We start from the raw sequence: 15,817 nt of genomic DNA, 5'->3' as shown, positions 1-15,817 counted from the left end.
CGCGCCACCCACGAAAGGCAGCAGCGCCCGGTCCCTCAGGACCCAACAGCGTGCACGCACCCAACCCGCCGGCCCCAGTCGTTCCAACGCCCCCGAAGAGACGCGTACTGAACCAGAACCCTTGGCCTGGATGCCTATGTCAATGTTCCACCCATGAGCTCCCAGCAGACCCAATCTCATACTCCGAATGAGCAGAGCCGGTCTGATCTGGGACTCCTGGAACCAGCAAGCTGGTCCAGTGCTCCTTAGAAAGGAGGTGATCCAGCCGCACCTTCCGGTACGGCTACCTTGTTACGACTTAGTCCTAATCACCGATCCCACCTTCGACGGCTCCCTCCACAAGGGTTAGGCCACCGGCTTCGGGTGTTACCGACTTTCATGACTTGACGGGCGGTGTGTACAAGGCCCGGGAACGTATTCACCGCAGCGTTGCTGATCTGCGATTACTAGCGACTCCGACTTCATGAGGTCGAGTTGCAGACCTCAATCCGAACTGAGACCGGCTTTTTGGGATTCGCTCCGCCTTACGACATCGCAGCCCTTTGTACCGGCCATTGTAGCATGCGTGAAGCCCAAGACATAAGGGGCATGATGATTTGACGTCATCCCCACCTTCCTCCGAGTTGACCCCGGCAGTCTCACATGAGTCCCCACCATTACGTGCTGGCAACATGCGACGAGGGTTGCGCTCGTTGCGGGACTTAACCCAACATCTCACGACACGAGCTGACGACAACCATGCACCACCTGTTCACGAGTGTCCAAAGAGTTGACCATTTCTGGCCCGTTCTCGTGTATGTCAAGCCTTGGTAAGGTTCTTCGCGTTGCATCGAATTAATCCGCATGCTCCGCCGCTTGTGCGGGCCCCCGTCAATTCCTTTGAGTTTTAGCCTTGCGGCCGTACTCCCCAGGCGGGGCGCTTAATGCGTTAGCTACGACACGGAAACCGTGGAAAGGTCCCCACATCTAGCGCCCAACGTTTACGGCGTGGACTACCAGGGTATCTAATCCTGTTCGCTCCCCACGCTTTCGCTCCTCAGCGTCAGTTACGGCCCAGAGAACTGCCTTCGCCATCGGTGTTCCTCCTGATATCTGCGCATTCCACCGCTACACCAGGAATTCCATTCTCCCCTACCGCACTCAAGTCTGCCCGTACCCACTGCAGGCTAGAGGTTGAGCCTCTAGTTTTCACAGCAGACGCGACAAACCGCCTACGAGCTCTTTACGCCCAATAATTCCGGACAACGCTCGGACCCTACGTATTACCGCGGCTGCTGGCACGTAGTTAGCCGGTCCTTTTTCTGCAGGTACCGTCAAGCCGAAGCCCTTCTTCCCTACTAAAAGCGGTTTACAACCCGAAGGCCGTCATCCCGCACGCGGCGTTGCTGCATCAGGCTTTCGCCCATTGTGCAATATTCCCCACTGCTGCCTCCCGTAGGAGTCTGGGCCGTGTCTCAGTCCCAGTGTGGCCGGTCACCCTCTCAGGCCGGCTACCCGTCGACGCCTTGGTGAGCCGTTACCTCACCAACAAGCTGATAGGCCGCGAGTCCATCCCAGACCGAAAAAACTTTCCACCCCACACCATGCGGTACAGGGTCCTATCCGGTATTAGCTCCGATTTCTCGGGTTATCCCAGAGTCCAGGGCAGGTTACTCACGTGTTACTCACCCGTTCGCCACTAATCCCCAGAAGCAAGCTCCTGGATCATCGTTCGACTTGCATGTGTTAAGCACGCCGCCAGCGTTCGTCCTGAGCCAGGATCAAACTCTCCAAAAAAAATGATTCAACCAAACCCCAAAAGAGGCCGGTCAAGAGTTGATCTCTGACTGAGAAACAATCATTGCTGACTGTCCATCAATCCAAAGGAATCCCACCAACCAAAGGTTGGTCGGGGTTCAATAAATTGGCATTGAACATAGTGCACGCTGTTGAGTTCTCAAGAAACGGACGCACCAACCAGAACCAACCCAAAACCGAGCCAGCCCCCAGAAGGGCAACCTGTCAACCATACCACCAAGCCACTCGAAGCAGAACCAGAAGTCCGATGCTCCAAGCAATCGTTCAGGAACCCGGACACAACATCCGAGTCACGCTCAACGAGAGGTGGGAGGTCCAATCTTAGGCTTGAAATCACCGAGTCGCAAATGCGCCTTCGAGGTTATTTGGCTAAGATCTCCGCCGCGCCTGACCCGAATCTCTTCCGGCCGCCGCGGCGACAGATAGAAACTTACGCGGCCCGTCCCCGGTGAGCAAATCGCAGTTGCATCCCGGGCGTGTCGCGCCGTGCCGCCTAGGACGTGAAGACGCCGGCAAGCGTCTTCTTCCCGCGTCGCAGCACCGCAGCACCGCCCGGGAGGACCCCTTCGATGGTCGCCGAATCCGCCTCGACCTTCACGCCGTCGACGGTCACACCGCCCTGGGCGATCGCGCGGCGAGCCTCGCCGAGGCTCGAGACCAGACCGGTCGCCACGAGCGCATCGACGACCGAGCTGCCCTTCGCGAGGGTCGTGTTCGGGAGTTCCTCGAGCGCCGTCCGCAGGGTGGCCGCATCGAGCGACGCCAGGTCGCCTTTGCCGAACAGCGCCTCGGACGCGGCGACGACCGCGGCCGTGGCATCCGAACCATGCACCAGGGTCGTGACCTCGACGGCCAGCCGACGCTGGGCGGCCCGACGGAACGGCTCCGTCTCGACGAGCTCGGCGAGCGCGTCGACCTCGGCGCGTGAGAGGAACGTGAAGACCTTCAACCGTTCGACGACGTCGGCGTCGTCGGTATTGAGCCAGAACTGGTAGAAGCGGTAGGGGCTGCACATCTCGGCATCGAGCCAGACGGCGTTGCCCTCGCTCTTGCCGAACTTGGTGCCGTCCGAGTTCGTGATCAGCGGCGTCCCGATCGCGTGCGCGTGCCGACCCTCGACGCGGTGGATGAGGTCGGTTCCGCTCGTGAGGTTGCCCCACTGGTCGCTGCCGCCGGTCTGGAGCACGCAGCCGTACTGGCGGAACAGCTCCAGGTAGTCGAAGCCCTGGAGGATCTGGTAGCTGAACTCGGTGTAGCTGATGCCCGCGTCCGAGTTGAGGCGTGAGGCGACCGCGTCCTTCTTCAGCATCGTTCCGACGCGGTAGTGCTTGCCGACGTCGCGGAGGAAGTCGATGGCCGAGAGGCCCGCGGTCCAGTCGAGGTTGTTGACCAGGCGCACCGGGTTGCCTCCCTCGGCGGAGAGGAACCTCGACACCTGGGCCTGCAGGCGACCGACCCACTCCGAGACGGTCTCCTTGGTGTTGAGCGTGCGCTCGGCGGTCGGCCGCGGGTCTCCGATGAGTCCGGTCGATCCGCCGACGAGCCCGAGCGGGTGATGTCCGGCCAACTGGAGGCGGCGCATCGTCAGGAGTTGCACGAGGTTCCCCAGGTGCAGGCTGGGCGCCGTCGGGTCGAATCCGCAGTAGTAGGTGATCGGTTCGCCTGCGAGGAGCTCCTTCAGTGCGGCCTGGTCGGTCGAGACATGCACGAGGCCGCGCCAGTTGAGCTCCTCCCAGACGTCCTCGAAGGAGGCGTCGTTCTGCTGCGTTGCGAGGATCCCGGGCTCTGACACGCCAGCAAGCGTAACAGCGGGTCGCGTCGCCGAAGGCCGAGGGCTGGACGAGCAGAGATCAATATTGTAACCTTGAATTGCTCGATTGAAGTTTACAGACTGAATTGAGGCAGGATGTTCGTGATCACCGCCGACCAGATCGGCAGCCGCACCGCGCCCGACCGCTCCGCGCCGATGCAGGCGGCACTGCAGCACGACCACGGACGAGCCCTCGCGCTCCCGGTCGACCAGACCGCGGGCGACGAGCTCCAGGCACTCACCGACGACCCGGCCACCGCGCTCGACCTCATCCTCGACCTCGCCCGCGACGGCCACTGGAGCATCGGGCTCGGAATCGGAGGCATCCGCTCGCCGCTGCCCGACGCCGTGCGAAAGGCGACCGGTCCCGCGTTCATCGCCGCCCGCGACGCCGTGGATGCCGCCAAACGCGCCGACGGCCGCTTCGCGCTGCGCGTCGAGGCGCCTCGCGCCGACGGCGATGCTCCCGAACGGCGCCGGGCCGGGCACGTCGAGGCCCTGGTCCGGATGTTCCTGCTCATGCGCTCCCGTCGCTCCGACGCCGGGTGGGAGGTCGCCGGGCTCGTCGCCGACGGCGCCAGCCAGAAGCAGGCAGCGAAGGTGCTCGGCATCTCGGACGCCGCAGTCAGCCAACGATTGAAGTCCGCGATGTGGAGTGTGGACGAGCAGGTGCGCCCCGCCCTCGTCGCGCTGCTCGGCGAACTCGACGAGCAGACCGCGGCGACTGGGGATGGCGTCGACGGCGGTGACGGACCTCCTCGCTAGGCTCGACTCGCGCGCCGACGCCGGCGCCGGGAGGGATCGGTTCGTGGAGCTCATCGCAACGGCGTTCAACTGGAGCCTGTTCGGCATCGCGCTCGTCGGCGGGCTGACCTTCGCGGTCCTCGCCGCAGTCCGGCCGCGGCCCGGGCTGTTCTGGTTCGCGGCCGGCGCGCTCGGCATCGCGATCATCGCCGCCGCCGGCCTGACCGTCGCCGCACCGCAGCCGTTGGCTCCAATGATCGGTGCGATGGGCCTGGCCCTCGCCGTCTTCGGCGGCGGGCCCGCCGCGACGACCGCCCTTCGGCTCGCCATGGGCGGCAGCGCGACGCCGGGCCTGCACGGCGGCATCCTCGTGCTCGACACCTCGGTACCGCCCACGCCGGGACTCGCCGCTCCGCGGCGCGAGGTGCTCCGCGGCGGACTCACCATCGGCGTGCTCGAGCGACTCGCATCCGCGGGGACGATCATCGCCGGATTCCCCGAAGGGCTCGCGATCGTCGTCGCCGTGAAGGGCGTCGGCCGATTCACCGAGCTCGAGGCGCCCGAGGCGCGTGAGCGCTTCATCATCGGCACCCTCGCGAGCCTCGTCTGGGCCTGCGCAGCCGGCCTCGCGGTGCACCTCGCACTGCACTGAGCCGACCGGCACCGACCGGGCGTCCCGGGTCAGTCGGCCTCGCATCGGTCGACCTGCACGTCGTCAGTCCTCGGCTCGAGGGTGCCGTCGGTACGGCGACACACCGGGATCGTCCGGAACATGGAACCGCCACGGATAGGCCGCTCCCCCGCCGGGTCCGCTCACCCCGGTGCGCGGCCCCGTCGCGAACGCGGCCGGGGCACCCGGCAACAGCAGCGCGTACGGCGGCGCCAGCAGGTCCTCCCCCGATGCACCGAGCGGCACCCCGAGCGCGAGGCTCAGCCGCGCCGGCCCCCGCGCGAGGTCGCGATCCGTCGACCGTGGGCGTCGTGCGCGGGCGAGGTCGACGCCCTCGACCACCGTGCCGCCGCGCAGGAGCACCGCGGACGACGAACCCGGATGCCCCGCCACGACGTTCAGGCACACGTGCATGCCATAGCTGAAATACGCGTACAGGTGCCCGGCCTCGCCGAACATGACCGCGTTGCGCGCGGTCCTGCCGCGGAACGCGTGCGACCCCGGGTCCTCGCCGACCCCGCGGTACGCCTCGACCTCGCTCAGCCGGACCGCGACCACGCCCTCGGGCGTCTCGTGGGCGAACACGGCTCCGAGCAGCCGCGGGGCGAGCGCGACCGAATCGAGCGCCAGGTCCTCACGCGTCGCGCGTTCGAGTCCCCACCGGTCGATCAGCCCGCCGACGATGCGCGCGAGCCCGGTACGAGGCATCCGCTGCTCAGCGCACCTCGGGCAGCCCGGCGACCAGGTGCCGCACCGTGTCGGCGAGCTTCGCGAACTGGTCGGCGACGCGCTCGGGCGCGGTGCCGCCGTGACCGAGGCGGCTGCCGACCGAGCCCTCGATCGTGAGCACCTCTCGCACGTCCGGGGTGAGCAGCGGCGAGATCTCGGCCAGTGCCGCGTCGTCGACCTCGTCGAGGTCGAGCCCGTGCGACTCCGCGTACCGAACCAGCGAACCGGTGATCTCGTGCGCGTCGCGGAATGGGACGTGGCGCTTGACCAGCCAGTCCGCGACGTCCGTCGCGAGCGAGTAGCCCGCGGGCGCGAGCTCCGCCATCCGCTCGGTGTGGAACGTGAGCGTCGCGATCATTCCCGTGAACGCCGGCAGCAGCACCTCGAGGGTCTCGACCGAGTCGAAGACCGGCTCCTTGTCCTCCTGCAGGTCGCGGTTGTACGCGAGGGGCAGCGCCTTCAGCGTCGCCAGCAGGCCCGAGAGGTTGCCGATGAGCCGGCCCGACTTGCCTCGGGCGAGCTCGGCGATGTCGGGGTTCTTCTTCTGCGGCATGATCGACGACCCGGTCGAATAGCCGTCGTCGAGCGTGACGAAGCCGAACTCGCGCGTGTTCCAGATGATGACGTCCTCGGCCAGGCGCGAGACGTCGATGCCGATCATCGCCGTGATGAAGGCGAACTCGGCCACGACGTCGCGGCTCGCGGTGCCGTCGAGCGAGTTCTCCGCGGGCGCGGCCAGACCCAGGTCGGCGGCGACCGCGGCGACGTCGAGTCCGAGCGTGGAACCGGCGAGCGCTCCGCCGCCGTACGGCGAGACATCCGCTCGCTTCAGCCAGTCGACGAGGCGCTCGAGGTCGCGCGAGAGCGCCCAGCCGTACGCGAGGAGGTGGTGCGCGAGCAGCACCGGCTGTGCGTGCTGCAGGTGCGTGCGACCCGGCATGATCGCGGTGCGATGCGCGTCGGCCTGCGCCGCGAGGGCGTCGATGAGGTGGACGAGGTCGCGGCCGATGATCGCGGCGTGGTCCTTCAGGTAGAGGCGCACGAGCGTCGCGATCTGGTCGTTCCGGCTTCGGCCGGCGCGAAGCTTGCCGCCGACCTCCGGTCCGACCTCGGCGATCAGCGCGGCTTCGAGCGCGCCGTGCACGTCTTCGTCGGAGTCCGACGCGACGACTTCGCCGGCGAGGAAGCGCGCCTCGAGGGTGTCGAGTCCGGCGAGCATGCGGTCGAGTTCCGCCGGGTCGAGGTAGCCGGCCGCGGCGAGCGCACGCGCGTGCGCGCGGGACCCGGCGAGGTCGTACGGGGCGAGCTGCCAGTCGAAGTGCGTCGACTTCGACAGGCGCGCGAGCTCGGGCGACGGCCCGCTCGCGAAACGCGCGCCCCAGAGGGCGCCCTCGTTCGTGCCGTGCTCGCCGGCGGCGAGGTCGGGTCCGGTGCCGGTCGCGCCTTCGGTGTCGTGTCCTGCGGCCATCAGCCGTCCTTCCTCGCGAGCAGCCAGGCGAGCAGTGCCTTCTGCGCGTGCAACCGGTTCTCCGCCTCGTCCCACACGACGGACGCCGGCCCGTCGATGACGGAGGCATCCACTTCGTAGCCGCGGTAGGCGGGGAGGCAGTGGAGGAAGATCGCGTCGTCGGATGCCTCGGCCATGAGCGCGTCGGTCACCCCGTACTCGCCGAACACGGCGAGACGCTGCGCCTTCTCGTCCTCCTGGCCCATCGACACCCAGGTGTCGGTCGCGACGACGTCGGCCCCGCGTGCGGCCTCGGCGGCCGAGGTGGTGACGAGCACCGACCCACCGGTCTCGGCGGCGATACGGCGAGCGTCGTCGACGATGTCGGCCCGCGGCGAGTAATCGGCCGGGGCGCCGATGCGCACGTGCATGCCGGCGGTGGCGCCGGCGAGCAGGTAGGAGTGCGCCATGTTGTTGGCGCCGTCGCCGACGTACGTCAGCGTGCGGCCGGCGAGCGACCCGAGCCGCTCGCGCACGGTGAGCAGGTCGGCGAGCAGCTGGCACGGGTGGAAGTCGTCAGACAGGGCGTTCACGACCGGCACCGTGGTGCCCTCGGCCATCTCTTCCAGGCCCGACTGCGCGAAGGTGCGCCACACGATGGCGGCGACCATGCGCTCGAGGACCCGGGCGGTGTCGGCGACGGATTCCTTGGCGCCGAGCTGGCTCTCGGAGGACGAGACGATCATCGGCACGCCGCCGAGGTCGGCGATGCCGACCGAGAACGAGACGCGCGTGCGCGTGGAGGTCTTGTCGAAGAAGACGGCGACGGTCTGCGGGCCGTCGAGCGGCCGCTCGGCGAAGCGGTCGGCCTTGAGGCGCAGCGCGAGGTCGAGCACCTCGGCCTGTTCGGCGGGCGACAGGTCGTCGTCGCGGAGGAAGTGGCGGGTCATGTGCGATCCGTTCGTGGGAGGTCGGGGTCAGTCTCGGGCGGCGAGTTCGAGTGCGCGCGAGAAGCGCTGCTGGAACTCGTCGAGCTCGGCGTCGCCGATGATGAGCGGCGGCGCGAGGCGGATGGTGGAGTCGTTGGCGGCGTTCACGATGAGGCCGGATTCGAGTGCGGCAGCCTGCACGCGCGTCGCGACGGGCTCGGCGAGTTCGACCCCTACGAGCAGGCCCCGTCCGCGGACCCCCGTCACGAGCGGCGAACCGATCGCGAGGATGCGGTCGCGGAGCTGGAGACCCCTCGTCGCAGCGTTCTCGACGAGCCCCGCGCGTTCGATCTCGCCGAGCACGGCGTTCGACACCGCGGTCGCGAGCGGGTTGCCGCCGAACGTCGACCCGTGCATGCCCTTCTGGAAGAGGCTCGAAGCGTGGCCGAACGTCACCAGCCCGCCGATCGGGATGCCGCCGCCGATGCCCTTCGCGATGGTGATCGCGTCGGGGGTGATCCCGGAGTGCTGGAACCCGAACCATGCTCCGGTGCGACCGGCGCCCGTCTGGATCTCATCGATGATCAGCAGTGCGCCGTGACGGTGGGTGAGCTCGCGGGCGAGCTCGAGGAAGCCGTCGGGCAGTTCGACGACGCCCGCCTCGCCCTGGATCGGCTCGACGAACAGCGCGGCGACGGCGTCGTCGATCGACGCTTCGAGGGCCTCGAGGGTCGCCGGGATGTGCTCGACGCCCCCCGGCAGCGGCTCGAACGCCTGGCGCATGTGCGGCTTGCCGGTGAGGGCGAGCGAGCCCATGGTGCGCCCGTGGAAGGCGTCGACGAGCCCGAGCACCCGGGTGCGGGCGCCGCCGGAGTTGTTCAGGCGCGCGAGCTTGAACGCGGCCTCGTTCGCCTCGGCACCCGAGTTGCCGAACCACGCGCGACCCTCCTCTCCGGCCCCGGAGAGCCGGACGACACGTTCGGCGAGTTCGAGCGCGGGCTCGGTCGCGAAGTAGTTCGACACGTGCGCGAGCGTGGCGGCCTGTCGGGAGACGGCCTCGACGAAGACGGGGTGCGCGTGGCCGAGCGAGTTGACGGCGATGCCGGCGAGGAAGTCGAGGTACTCGCGCCCCTCGTCGTCCCAGACCCGCGCACCCTCGCCGCGTTCGAGCTTGGCCAGGGGCATCCCCATCGATCGCATGATGCGGTCGTCGAAGCGTGACTGCCAGGCGGTCATTCGTGCGCCCCCGCTCCGGCGCCGGCCGGCACCACCTCGGTTCCGGATCCCTGCTGCGTGAACACCTCGAGCAGGATCGAGTGCGGTTCGCGGCCATCGATGATCGCGGCCTTCTCCACGCCGCCCTGCACGGCGTCGAGGCAGGCGGTCATCTTCGGGATCATGCCGGACTCGAGGCTGGGCAGGAGGTCGAGCAGGTCGGGCACCTCGATGACCGAGACGAGCGAATCCCGGTTCGGCCAGTCGCGGTACAGCCCGGCGACGTCCGTCAGGATGACGAGCTTCGCGGCGCCGAGCGCGACGGCGAGCGACGCGGCCGCCGAGTCGGCGTTCACATTGAGCGACTGCCCCGGGTGCTCGACATCGGGCGCGATCGACGAGACGACCGGGATGCGGCCGGCGTCGAGCAGCGCCTGCACGGCCGCGGGATCGACGTCGACGACATCGCCGACCAGTCCGAGGTCGACCTCGGCGCCGTCGACGATCGCACCGCGGCGGCGACCCGAGAAGAGGCCGGCGTCCTCGCCGGACACGCCGCTCGCGAGCGGTCCGTGCCGGTTGATCAGGCTCACGAGCTCGCGGTTGACCTGGCCGGTGAGCACCATCCGCACGACGTCCATCGCCTCGGGGGTGGTCACCCGGTACCCGCCGCGGAACTCGCTCTCGATGCCGAGGCGCTCGAGCATGGAGGAGATCTGCGGCCCGCCTCCGTGGACGACGACGGGCTTGATGCCGGCGTAGCGCAGGTACACCATGTCCTCGGCGAACGCCTGCTGGAGCTCTGGGCTCACCATCGCGTTGCCGCCGAACTTCACGACGATCGTCTCGCCATGGAAGCGCTTGAGCCACGGCAGCGACTCGATGAGGGTGCGGGCCTTCGCGACGGCGGCGGCGTTCTCGTTCTCGATCTCTTCGGTCATCGGCTCAACTCGCGTAGGCACTGTTCTCGTGCACGTAGTCGTGCGTGAGGTCGTTGGTGCGGATCGTGGCGGATGCCTCGCCCGCATGCAGTTCGATGCGCACGCGGGTCGCTCGGGGCGTGAGGTCGACCTCGTCGCGCGGACGGTCGGGGCGACCGGCATGGCAGACCCGGACGCCGTTCATGCTGACGTCGACGAGGTACGGGTCGAACGCGGCCTGCGTCGTGCCGATGGCGGCGAGCACCCGGCCCCAGTTGGGGTCGTTGCCGAAGATCGCGGCCTTGAACAGGTTGTTGCGGGCGACCGAACGGCCGACCTCGACGGCGTCGTCCTCGGTGGCGGCGCCGAGCACCTCGATGGCGATGTCGTGGCTCGCACCCTCGGCATCCTCCTGGAGCTGCCCGGCGAGGTCGTCGCACGCCCGCGTCAGCGCGGCCGTGAACGCCTCGAAATCGGGCGAGACGCCCGAGGCGCCGCTCGCCAGCAACGTCACCTGGTCGTTCGTCGACATGCAGCCGTCGGAGTCGACGCGGTCGAACGTCACCCGGGTCGCCTGCCGCAGGGCCGCGTCGAGATCGGACGCCTCGAGCGCCGCATCGGTCGTCAGGACGACGAGCATCGTCGCGAGCCCGGGCGCGAGCATGCCCGCGCCCTTCGCCATGCCGCCGATACGCCATCCGTCGCCGTCGATCACGACGGTCTTGGGCTTCGTGTCGGTCGTCATGATCGCGCGCGCGGCATCGGCACCGGCAGCGTCGTCGCTCGCCAGGCGGTTCGCCGCGGAGAGCACGCCCTCCTCGAGCACCTCGCCGTCGAGCTGGTCCCCGATGAGTCCGGTCGAGCAGACGAGCACGTCGCCGGCGGAGACGCCGAGCGCGGATGCCGCGGCCTCGGCCGTGCGATGCGTGACCTGGAAGCCCTCGGGACCGGTGAAGCAGTTCGCGCCTCCCGAGTTCAGCACGATCGCCGACACCGTGCCGTCGAGGATGACCTGGCGCGACCAGATGATCGGGTTGGCCTGCGCCCGGTTCGAGGTGAACACGGCCGCGGCGGCCTGCGACGGTCCGCGGTTGACGACGAGCGAGAGGTCGAGCGCGCCCGTGCGCTTGATGCCCGCGGCGATGCCCGCCGCGTCGAATCCCGCCGGTGCGGTGACGGTCACGGTGCCACTCCGTTCACGGGGAGTCCGGTGCTCTCGGTCAGGCCCAGCGCGAGGTTCGCCGACTGGATCGCCGCACCCGCGGTGCCCTTCACGAGGTTGTCGACGGCCGCGACGACGACGACGCGGCCCGCCGCCTCGTCGACCGCGAGGCCCAGCAGGGCCGTGTTCGCGCCGACGACGTCGGCGGTCCTCGGGAACTGCCCCTCGGGCAGGAGCTGCACGAACGGCTCGCCCGCGTAGGCGTCCTCCCAGGCACGGCGCACCGATGCGGCATCCGTGCCGGGAACGAGCCGAGCCGTGGACGTCGCGAGGATGCCGCGGGCCATCGGCACGAGCACCGGCGTGAACGAGATCGACGGCTCGGTGGCGCCCGCCCAGCGCAGCGCCTGCTGGATCTCGGGAATGTGCCGGTGCACTCCACCGACCGAGTACGGGCTCGCCGATCCGAGGATCTCCGACGCGAGCAGGTTGGCCTTGAGGCTCTTGCCGGCGCCCGACGGACCGACGGCCAGCACGGCGACCAGGTCGCGCTCCTCGATGACGCCGGCGCGGATGCCTGGGGCGAGTGACAGGGCGACCGTCGAGGCGTTGCACCCGGGCGCCGCGATACGACGCGTCTTCGCGAGACGCACCCGCTGCGTGCTCGACAGGCGGGGCAGCTCGGGCACGCCGTAGGTCCAGGCTCCGTGGTGGTCGGCGCCGTAGAAGGCGGCCCAGTCGTCGGCCGACTCGAGTCGGTGGTCGGCGCCGCAGTCGATGACGAGCGTGTCGTCGGGCAACTGCGCCGCGACCGCGCCGGAAGCGCCGTGGGGCAGCGCGAGGAAGACGACGTCGTGGCCCGAGAGCACCTCGGGCGTCGTCTCCTGCAGCGTCAGGTGCGTGTACGCGCGCAGGTGCGGCTGCACGGCGACGAGGGGCTGCCCCGCGTTCGCGTGCGCCGTCACGGTGCGGACTTCGAAGTCGGGATGATCGGCGAGCAGCCTGAGGATCTCTCCTCCGGCATAACCGGACGCGCCGGACACGGCGACGGAGTAGGTCATGGAATCCACCCTAAGGGTCGTAGCGGTCGAGGAATCGGCTCCGGCGACACCTGCGGACGGCTCCATCGCCGCGCGCGGGGTCGCCTAGACTCGGCGACCGCCACGACGTCGGCTCGCCACCACGACGACGCGCGTGGCGCGTGCGGTGGTGCGGAACCGAGGCGTGGACATGCGAACGACCCTAGCGACGGCGAAGCCCGCGGTGCAAACCGGGTGACGTCCGGCGACGCGCCGGACGCATCTCGACGCCGATGTCTCAGCCGCGCGTCGAGCGGATGCCTCAGCCGCGCGTGTGCACCCAGGCGAAGTCGACGAGCGACTCGAGCGCATGCTCGTCGATGCCGGAAAGGCGCCCGACGTACAGGCACCCGGCGCCGCGTTTGACCTTGCCGAGCCGCTCGATGATCGGATCGGCACCCGGGAGCTGCAGCCCGTACAACGACATCGAGGCCTTCCGCGGCGAGAACCCGACGACCATCCAGTCGCCCTCCGTGCCCGCCGCGGACCGGTAGTGGTGCACGCCGTACCCGACGATGGACGGCCCCCACATCACCGCATCCGTGCCGGTCACCCGGTCGAACAGCTCGCGGAGCGCGAACCCGTCCTCTCGTCGCCCCGCCGGTTCGGCGGTCGCGAGGAACTCGGCGACGGAGGCATCCGTGGGCTTCGTCTTCGGCTCGGCCATGCCGTCAGGGTACCGCCGCCCCGTCGTCGCGACGAGGGGTGGATCCGGCCGGTCGCCGGTTCCACCCCTCGCGTGCGCGTCGATCGTCGGCGCGTCGAGCCCTGGCCTGGGTACCGTCGCCCTCAGTCGCGGATGACGGCGCCGGCGCGCTCGTGCGCGAGCGCCGATCCCGCGAGCTTCGCCTCGCTCGCCTCGGCGGCCGTCAGCGTGCGATCGGGCGCGCGGAACCGCAGCGCGAACGTGAGGCTCTTCGCGTCGTCGGCGACGCCCTGGCCGCGGTAGTCGTCGACGAGCTCGAGGTGCTCGAGCAGGTCGCCGGCGCCCTCGCGCACCGCGGCCGCGACGTCGGCGGCCGGGATGTCGCGCGACACGACCAGCGAGAGGTCCTGCGTGGCGGCCGGGTAGCTCGAGAGCCCGTGCGCCTCCACCGGCCGGTCGCCCGCGGCGATCACGGCATCGAGGTCGAGTTCGGCGACCGCGACGACGCGCGGCAGGTCGTTCGCCTCGGCGACATCGGGGTGCAGTTCGCCGGCGCAGCCGACCACCGTTCCGTCGACCAGGAGCTCGGCGGTGCGGCCCGGGTGCAGGGCCGCACGCCGCGATTGGGCGACCTGGAGCTCGACGCCCGCCGCCCGCGCGATCTCGCGCGCCCGGTCGAGGGCGTCGGCGAGGCCGGCGACGGTCGGAGCCTGACCCGGCGCCTTGCGGACGAGGTTGCCGGTCAGCAGGACCGCCACGTGGCGGGGCTGCGGCGGGATGCCCGCCTGCAGTCCGGCGAGCTCGTCATCGCTCGGCAGCGCGCCTCCGTCGGGCAGCACCGCCGAGCCGTTCGCCGCACCCGGTTCGGGCGTGAACACGAGGCCGAGCTCGAACACGTCGAGGTCGGTGAGTCCGCGCGACAGGTTGCGCCTGGCGACCTCCACGAGGCCGGGCAGCAGCGATCGGCGAAGGTACGGCCGCGACGCGTCGAGCGCATTGGCGACCTTCACCTGCGCGACGTCGCCGCCTGCGGCGCTGCCGAACAGCCGGTTCTCGTCGTCGGTGACGAACGGGAACGCGAGCACCTCGGTGGCACCGGCGCCCGCCAGCACGTCGGCGACCTGTCGCCGCAGCCGCTGCGAGCGGGTCAGCCCGCGACCGGGCGGCGCGACCGGCAGCACCGACGGGATGAGGTCGTACCCGACGAGGCGCGCGACCTCCTCGACCAGCTCGGCTTTGCCGGTGAGGTCGGGCCGCCAGCTCGGCGGCACGACCTCGAAGCCGTCTTCGGTGCGGGTCACCGTGCCGCCGATCTCGGCGAGCGCGTCGTGCACCTGCTCGTCGGTGTACTCGACGCCGATGAGCCGGGTCGCGTAGCCGTGCGGCAGGAGGATCGCCTCGCGGGCCGGTGCCTCGGCGATGAGCGACCCCCCGTCGTCGGCCGTGCCGCCGGCGAGGTCGACCATGAGCTGTGCGACGCGCGACACCGCGGCGGGGGCGATCGCCGGGTCGACGCCGCGCTCGTAGCGCTTCGCCGCCTCGCTGGGCAGCTTGTGGCGTCGGGCCGTGCGGGCGATCGACACCGGGTCCCAGTTCGCGGCCTCGACGAGCACGTTGCGCGTGGCGTCGCCCATCTCGGTGTCGGCACCGCCCATGACGCCGCCCAGGCCGATCGGACCGCGGTCGTCGGTCACGACCAGGTCTTCGACGTGGAGGGTGCGCTCCTTGCCGTCGAGCGTCGTGAACCGCTCCCCCTCGGCGGCCCGTCGCACGACGATGCCGCCGCGCAGCTGGTCGAGGTCGTACCCGTGGATCGGCTGCCCGAGCTCGAGCATCACGTAGTTCGTGATGTCGACGAGGATGCCGAGCGAGCGGATGCCCGCGAGCTTGAGCCGCGCGACCATCCACGGCGGCGTCGGACGGGTCGGGTCGACGTCGCGCACGATGCGCGTCGCGAACACCGCCGAGCCGACCCGGCCCCGGATCGGCGCGCGGTCGTCGATCACGACCGGGAACCCCGCATCCGTGTGGGCGACCGGCTCGGACTGCGAGACCGGGTCGCGGAAGACGGCGCCGGTGGCGTGCGCGTACTCGCGGGCGACGCCGCGGATCGAGAACGCGTAGCCGCGGTCGGGCGTGACGTTGATCTCGACCGCCGCGTCGTTCAAACCGAGCAGCGCGATCGCGTCGGTGCCGACCGGCGCCTCGACACCGAGCGTCGACAGGCGAAGGATGCCGTCGTGATCCTCGCCGAGGCCCAGCTCGCGGGCCGACGCGATCATGCCGTCGGAGACATGGCCGTAGGTCTTGCGCGCCGCGATCGGGAACGGACCGGGCAGCACGGCGCCCGGCAGCGTCACGACCACCTGGTCGCCGACGAAGAAGTTGCGTGCACCGCACACGATGCCGTGGACCGCGTCACCGCCGTCGGCTGCCTGCTCGCCGTCGGGCGCCACGCGCACCTGGCACCAGCGGATCGTCTTGCCGTTCGACTGCGGCTCCTCGACGAACTCGAGGACCTCGCCGACCACGATCGGCCCGGTGAGGTCGAACGTGTGCACGTCCTCCTCCTCGAGGCCGACCTTCACGAGCGCCGCGTGCACCGACTCGGGCGTGCTGCCGGGGACGAGCTCGACGTACTCGGCGAGCCAGCTCAGGGGAACCCGCAT

At 69.7% G+C, this 15,817-nt stretch carries 12 protein-coding genes and 1 rRNA gene; 2 read left to right on the top strand and 11 right to left on the bottom strand.

What is annotated here, in order from left to right; genetic code table 11:
* Positions 1-249: 249 nt before the first annotated feature.
* Together ELQ40_RS07865 and tyrS are read right to left on the bottom strand one after the other, a co-directional pair.
* Positions 250-1,776 (bottom strand): 16S ribosomal RNA (locus ELQ40_RS07865).
* A gap of 514 nt (positions 1,777-2,290) precedes the next feature.
* The gene (gene tyrS / locus ELQ40_RS07860) at positions 2,291-3,589 is read right to left on the bottom strand and encodes a tyrosine--tRNA ligase (RefSeq protein ID WP_127793195.1); all 1,299 of its coding nucleotides are present in this window, start codon (positions 3,587-3,589) and stop codon (positions 2,291-2,293) included.
* 114 nt (positions 3,590-3,703) lie between these two features.
* Here tyrS and ELQ40_RS07855 point away from each other — a divergent pair, with 114 nt between their 5' ends.
* Entirely contained in the window at positions 3,704-4,372 is a 669-nt protein-coding gene (locus ELQ40_RS07855; RefSeq protein ID WP_127793194.1) for a DNA-binding protein, read from the top strand.
* Between the two features lie 43 nt (positions 4,373-4,415).
* Positions 4,416-5,003: a hypothetical protein gene (locus tag ELQ40_RS07850; protein WP_205649456.1), complete on the top strand. Its 588-nt coding sequence runs from the start codon at positions 4,416-4,418 to the stop codon at positions 5,001-5,003.
* A 63-nt stretch (positions 5,004-5,066) separates the two neighbouring features.
* Here ELQ40_RS07850 and ELQ40_RS07845 read toward each other — a convergent pair whose 3' ends face one another.
* The 9 genes from ELQ40_RS07845 to pheT form a co-directional block, all read right to left on the bottom strand.
* On the bottom strand, positions 5,067-5,729 hold the full coding sequence (locus tag ELQ40_RS07845; protein WP_127793193.1) for a DNA-3-methyladenine glycosylase: 663 nt from the start codon (positions 5,727-5,729) through the stop codon (positions 5,067-5,069).
* Positions 5,730-5,736: 7 nt separating this feature from the next.
* Positions 5,737-7,218 carry an argininosuccinate lyase gene (argH, locus tag ELQ40_RS07840; protein WP_127793192.1) on the bottom strand — a complete coding sequence of 494 codons (1,482 nt, stop codon included), beginning with the start codon at positions 7,216-7,218 and terminating at the stop codon, positions 5,737-5,739.
* Complete coding sequence (gene argF, locus ELQ40_RS07835; protein ID WP_127793191.1) at positions 7,218-8,147, bottom strand: ornithine carbamoyltransferase; 930 nt, start codon at positions 8,145-8,147, stop codon at positions 7,218-7,220. Before argF ends, argH begins: the two co-directional genes overlap by 1 nt.
* A gap of 27 nt (positions 8,148-8,174) precedes the next feature.
* Positions 8,175-9,362: an acetylornithine transaminase gene (locus tag ELQ40_RS07830; protein ID WP_127793190.1), complete on the bottom strand. Its 1,188-nt coding sequence runs from the start codon at positions 9,360-9,362 to the stop codon at positions 8,175-8,177.
* Positions 9,359-10,282 carry an acetylglutamate kinase gene (gene argB, locus ELQ40_RS07825; protein WP_127793189.1) on the bottom strand — a complete coding sequence of 308 codons (924 nt, stop codon included), beginning with the start codon at positions 10,280-10,282 and terminating at the stop codon, positions 9,359-9,361. The genes ELQ40_RS07830 and argB overlap by 4 nt, the downstream gene beginning before the upstream one ends.
* Before the next feature lie 4 nt (positions 10,283-10,286).
* Entirely contained in the window at positions 10,287-11,444 is a 1,158-nt protein-coding gene (argJ, locus tag ELQ40_RS07820) for a bifunctional glutamate N-acetyltransferase/amino-acid acetyltransferase ArgJ (protein WP_127793188.1), read from the bottom strand.
* Positions 11,441-12,484 (bottom strand): N-acetyl-gamma-glutamyl-phosphate reductase, encoded by a 1,044-nt coding sequence (argC, locus tag ELQ40_RS07815; RefSeq protein WP_127793187.1) that lies wholly within the window; start codon positions 12,482-12,484, stop codon positions 11,441-11,443. The genes argJ and argC overlap by 4 nt, the downstream gene beginning before the upstream one ends.
* A gap of 280 nt (positions 12,485-12,764) precedes the next feature.
* Positions 12,765-13,169: a DUF1801 domain-containing protein gene (locus ELQ40_RS07810; protein WP_127793186.1), complete on the bottom strand. Its 405-nt coding sequence runs from the start codon at positions 13,167-13,169 to the stop codon at positions 12,765-12,767.
* A gap of 122 nt (positions 13,170-13,291) precedes the next feature.
* Entirely contained in the window at positions 13,292-15,817 is a 2,526-nt protein-coding gene (gene pheT, locus ELQ40_RS07805; RefSeq protein WP_127793185.1) for a phenylalanine--tRNA ligase subunit beta, read from the bottom strand.

Origin of the sequence: Agromyces sp. LHK192, from assembly GCF_004006235.1 — a bacterium.
GTDB lineage: Bacteria > Actinomycetota > Actinomycetes > Actinomycetales > Microbacteriaceae > Agromyces.
Note: the sequence above shows the minus strand (reverse complement) of the source record. Positions and strands in the feature narration are given on the sequence as shown.

Coding starts and splice junctions, on each gene's coding strand:
- ELQ40_RS07830 (WP_127793190.1), bottom strand. CDS start 9,362: ATGACCGCCTGGCAGTCACGCTTCGACGACCGCATCATGCGATCGATG.
- ELQ40_RS07855 (WP_127793194.1), top strand. CDS start 3,704: ATGTTCGTGATCACCGCCGACCAGATCGGCAGCCGCACCGCGCCCGAC.
- argC (WP_127793187.1), bottom strand. CDS start 12,484: ATGACCTACTCCGTCGCCGTGTCCGGCGCGTCCGGTTATGCCGGAGGA.
- ELQ40_RS07845 (WP_127793193.1), bottom strand. CDS start 5,729: ATGCCTCGTACCGGGCTCGCGCGCATCGTCGGCGGGCTGATCGACCGG.
- argF (WP_127793191.1), bottom strand. CDS start 8,147: ATGACCCGCCACTTCCTCCGCGACGACGACCTGTCGCCCGCCGAACAG.
- pheT (WP_127793185.1), bottom strand. CDS start 15,817: ATGCGGGTTCCCCTGAGCTGGCTCGCCGAGTACGTCGAGCTCGTCCCC.
- argH (WP_127793192.1), bottom strand. CDS start 7,218: ATGGCCGCAGGACACGACACCGAAGGCGCGACCGGCACCGGACCCGAC.
- ELQ40_RS07810 (WP_127793186.1), bottom strand. CDS start 13,169: ATGGCCGAGCCGAAGACGAAGCCCACGGATGCCTCCGTCGCCGAGTTC.
- argB (WP_127793189.1), bottom strand. CDS start 10,282: ATGACCGAAGAGATCGAGAACGAGAACGCCGCCGCCGTCGCGAAGGCC.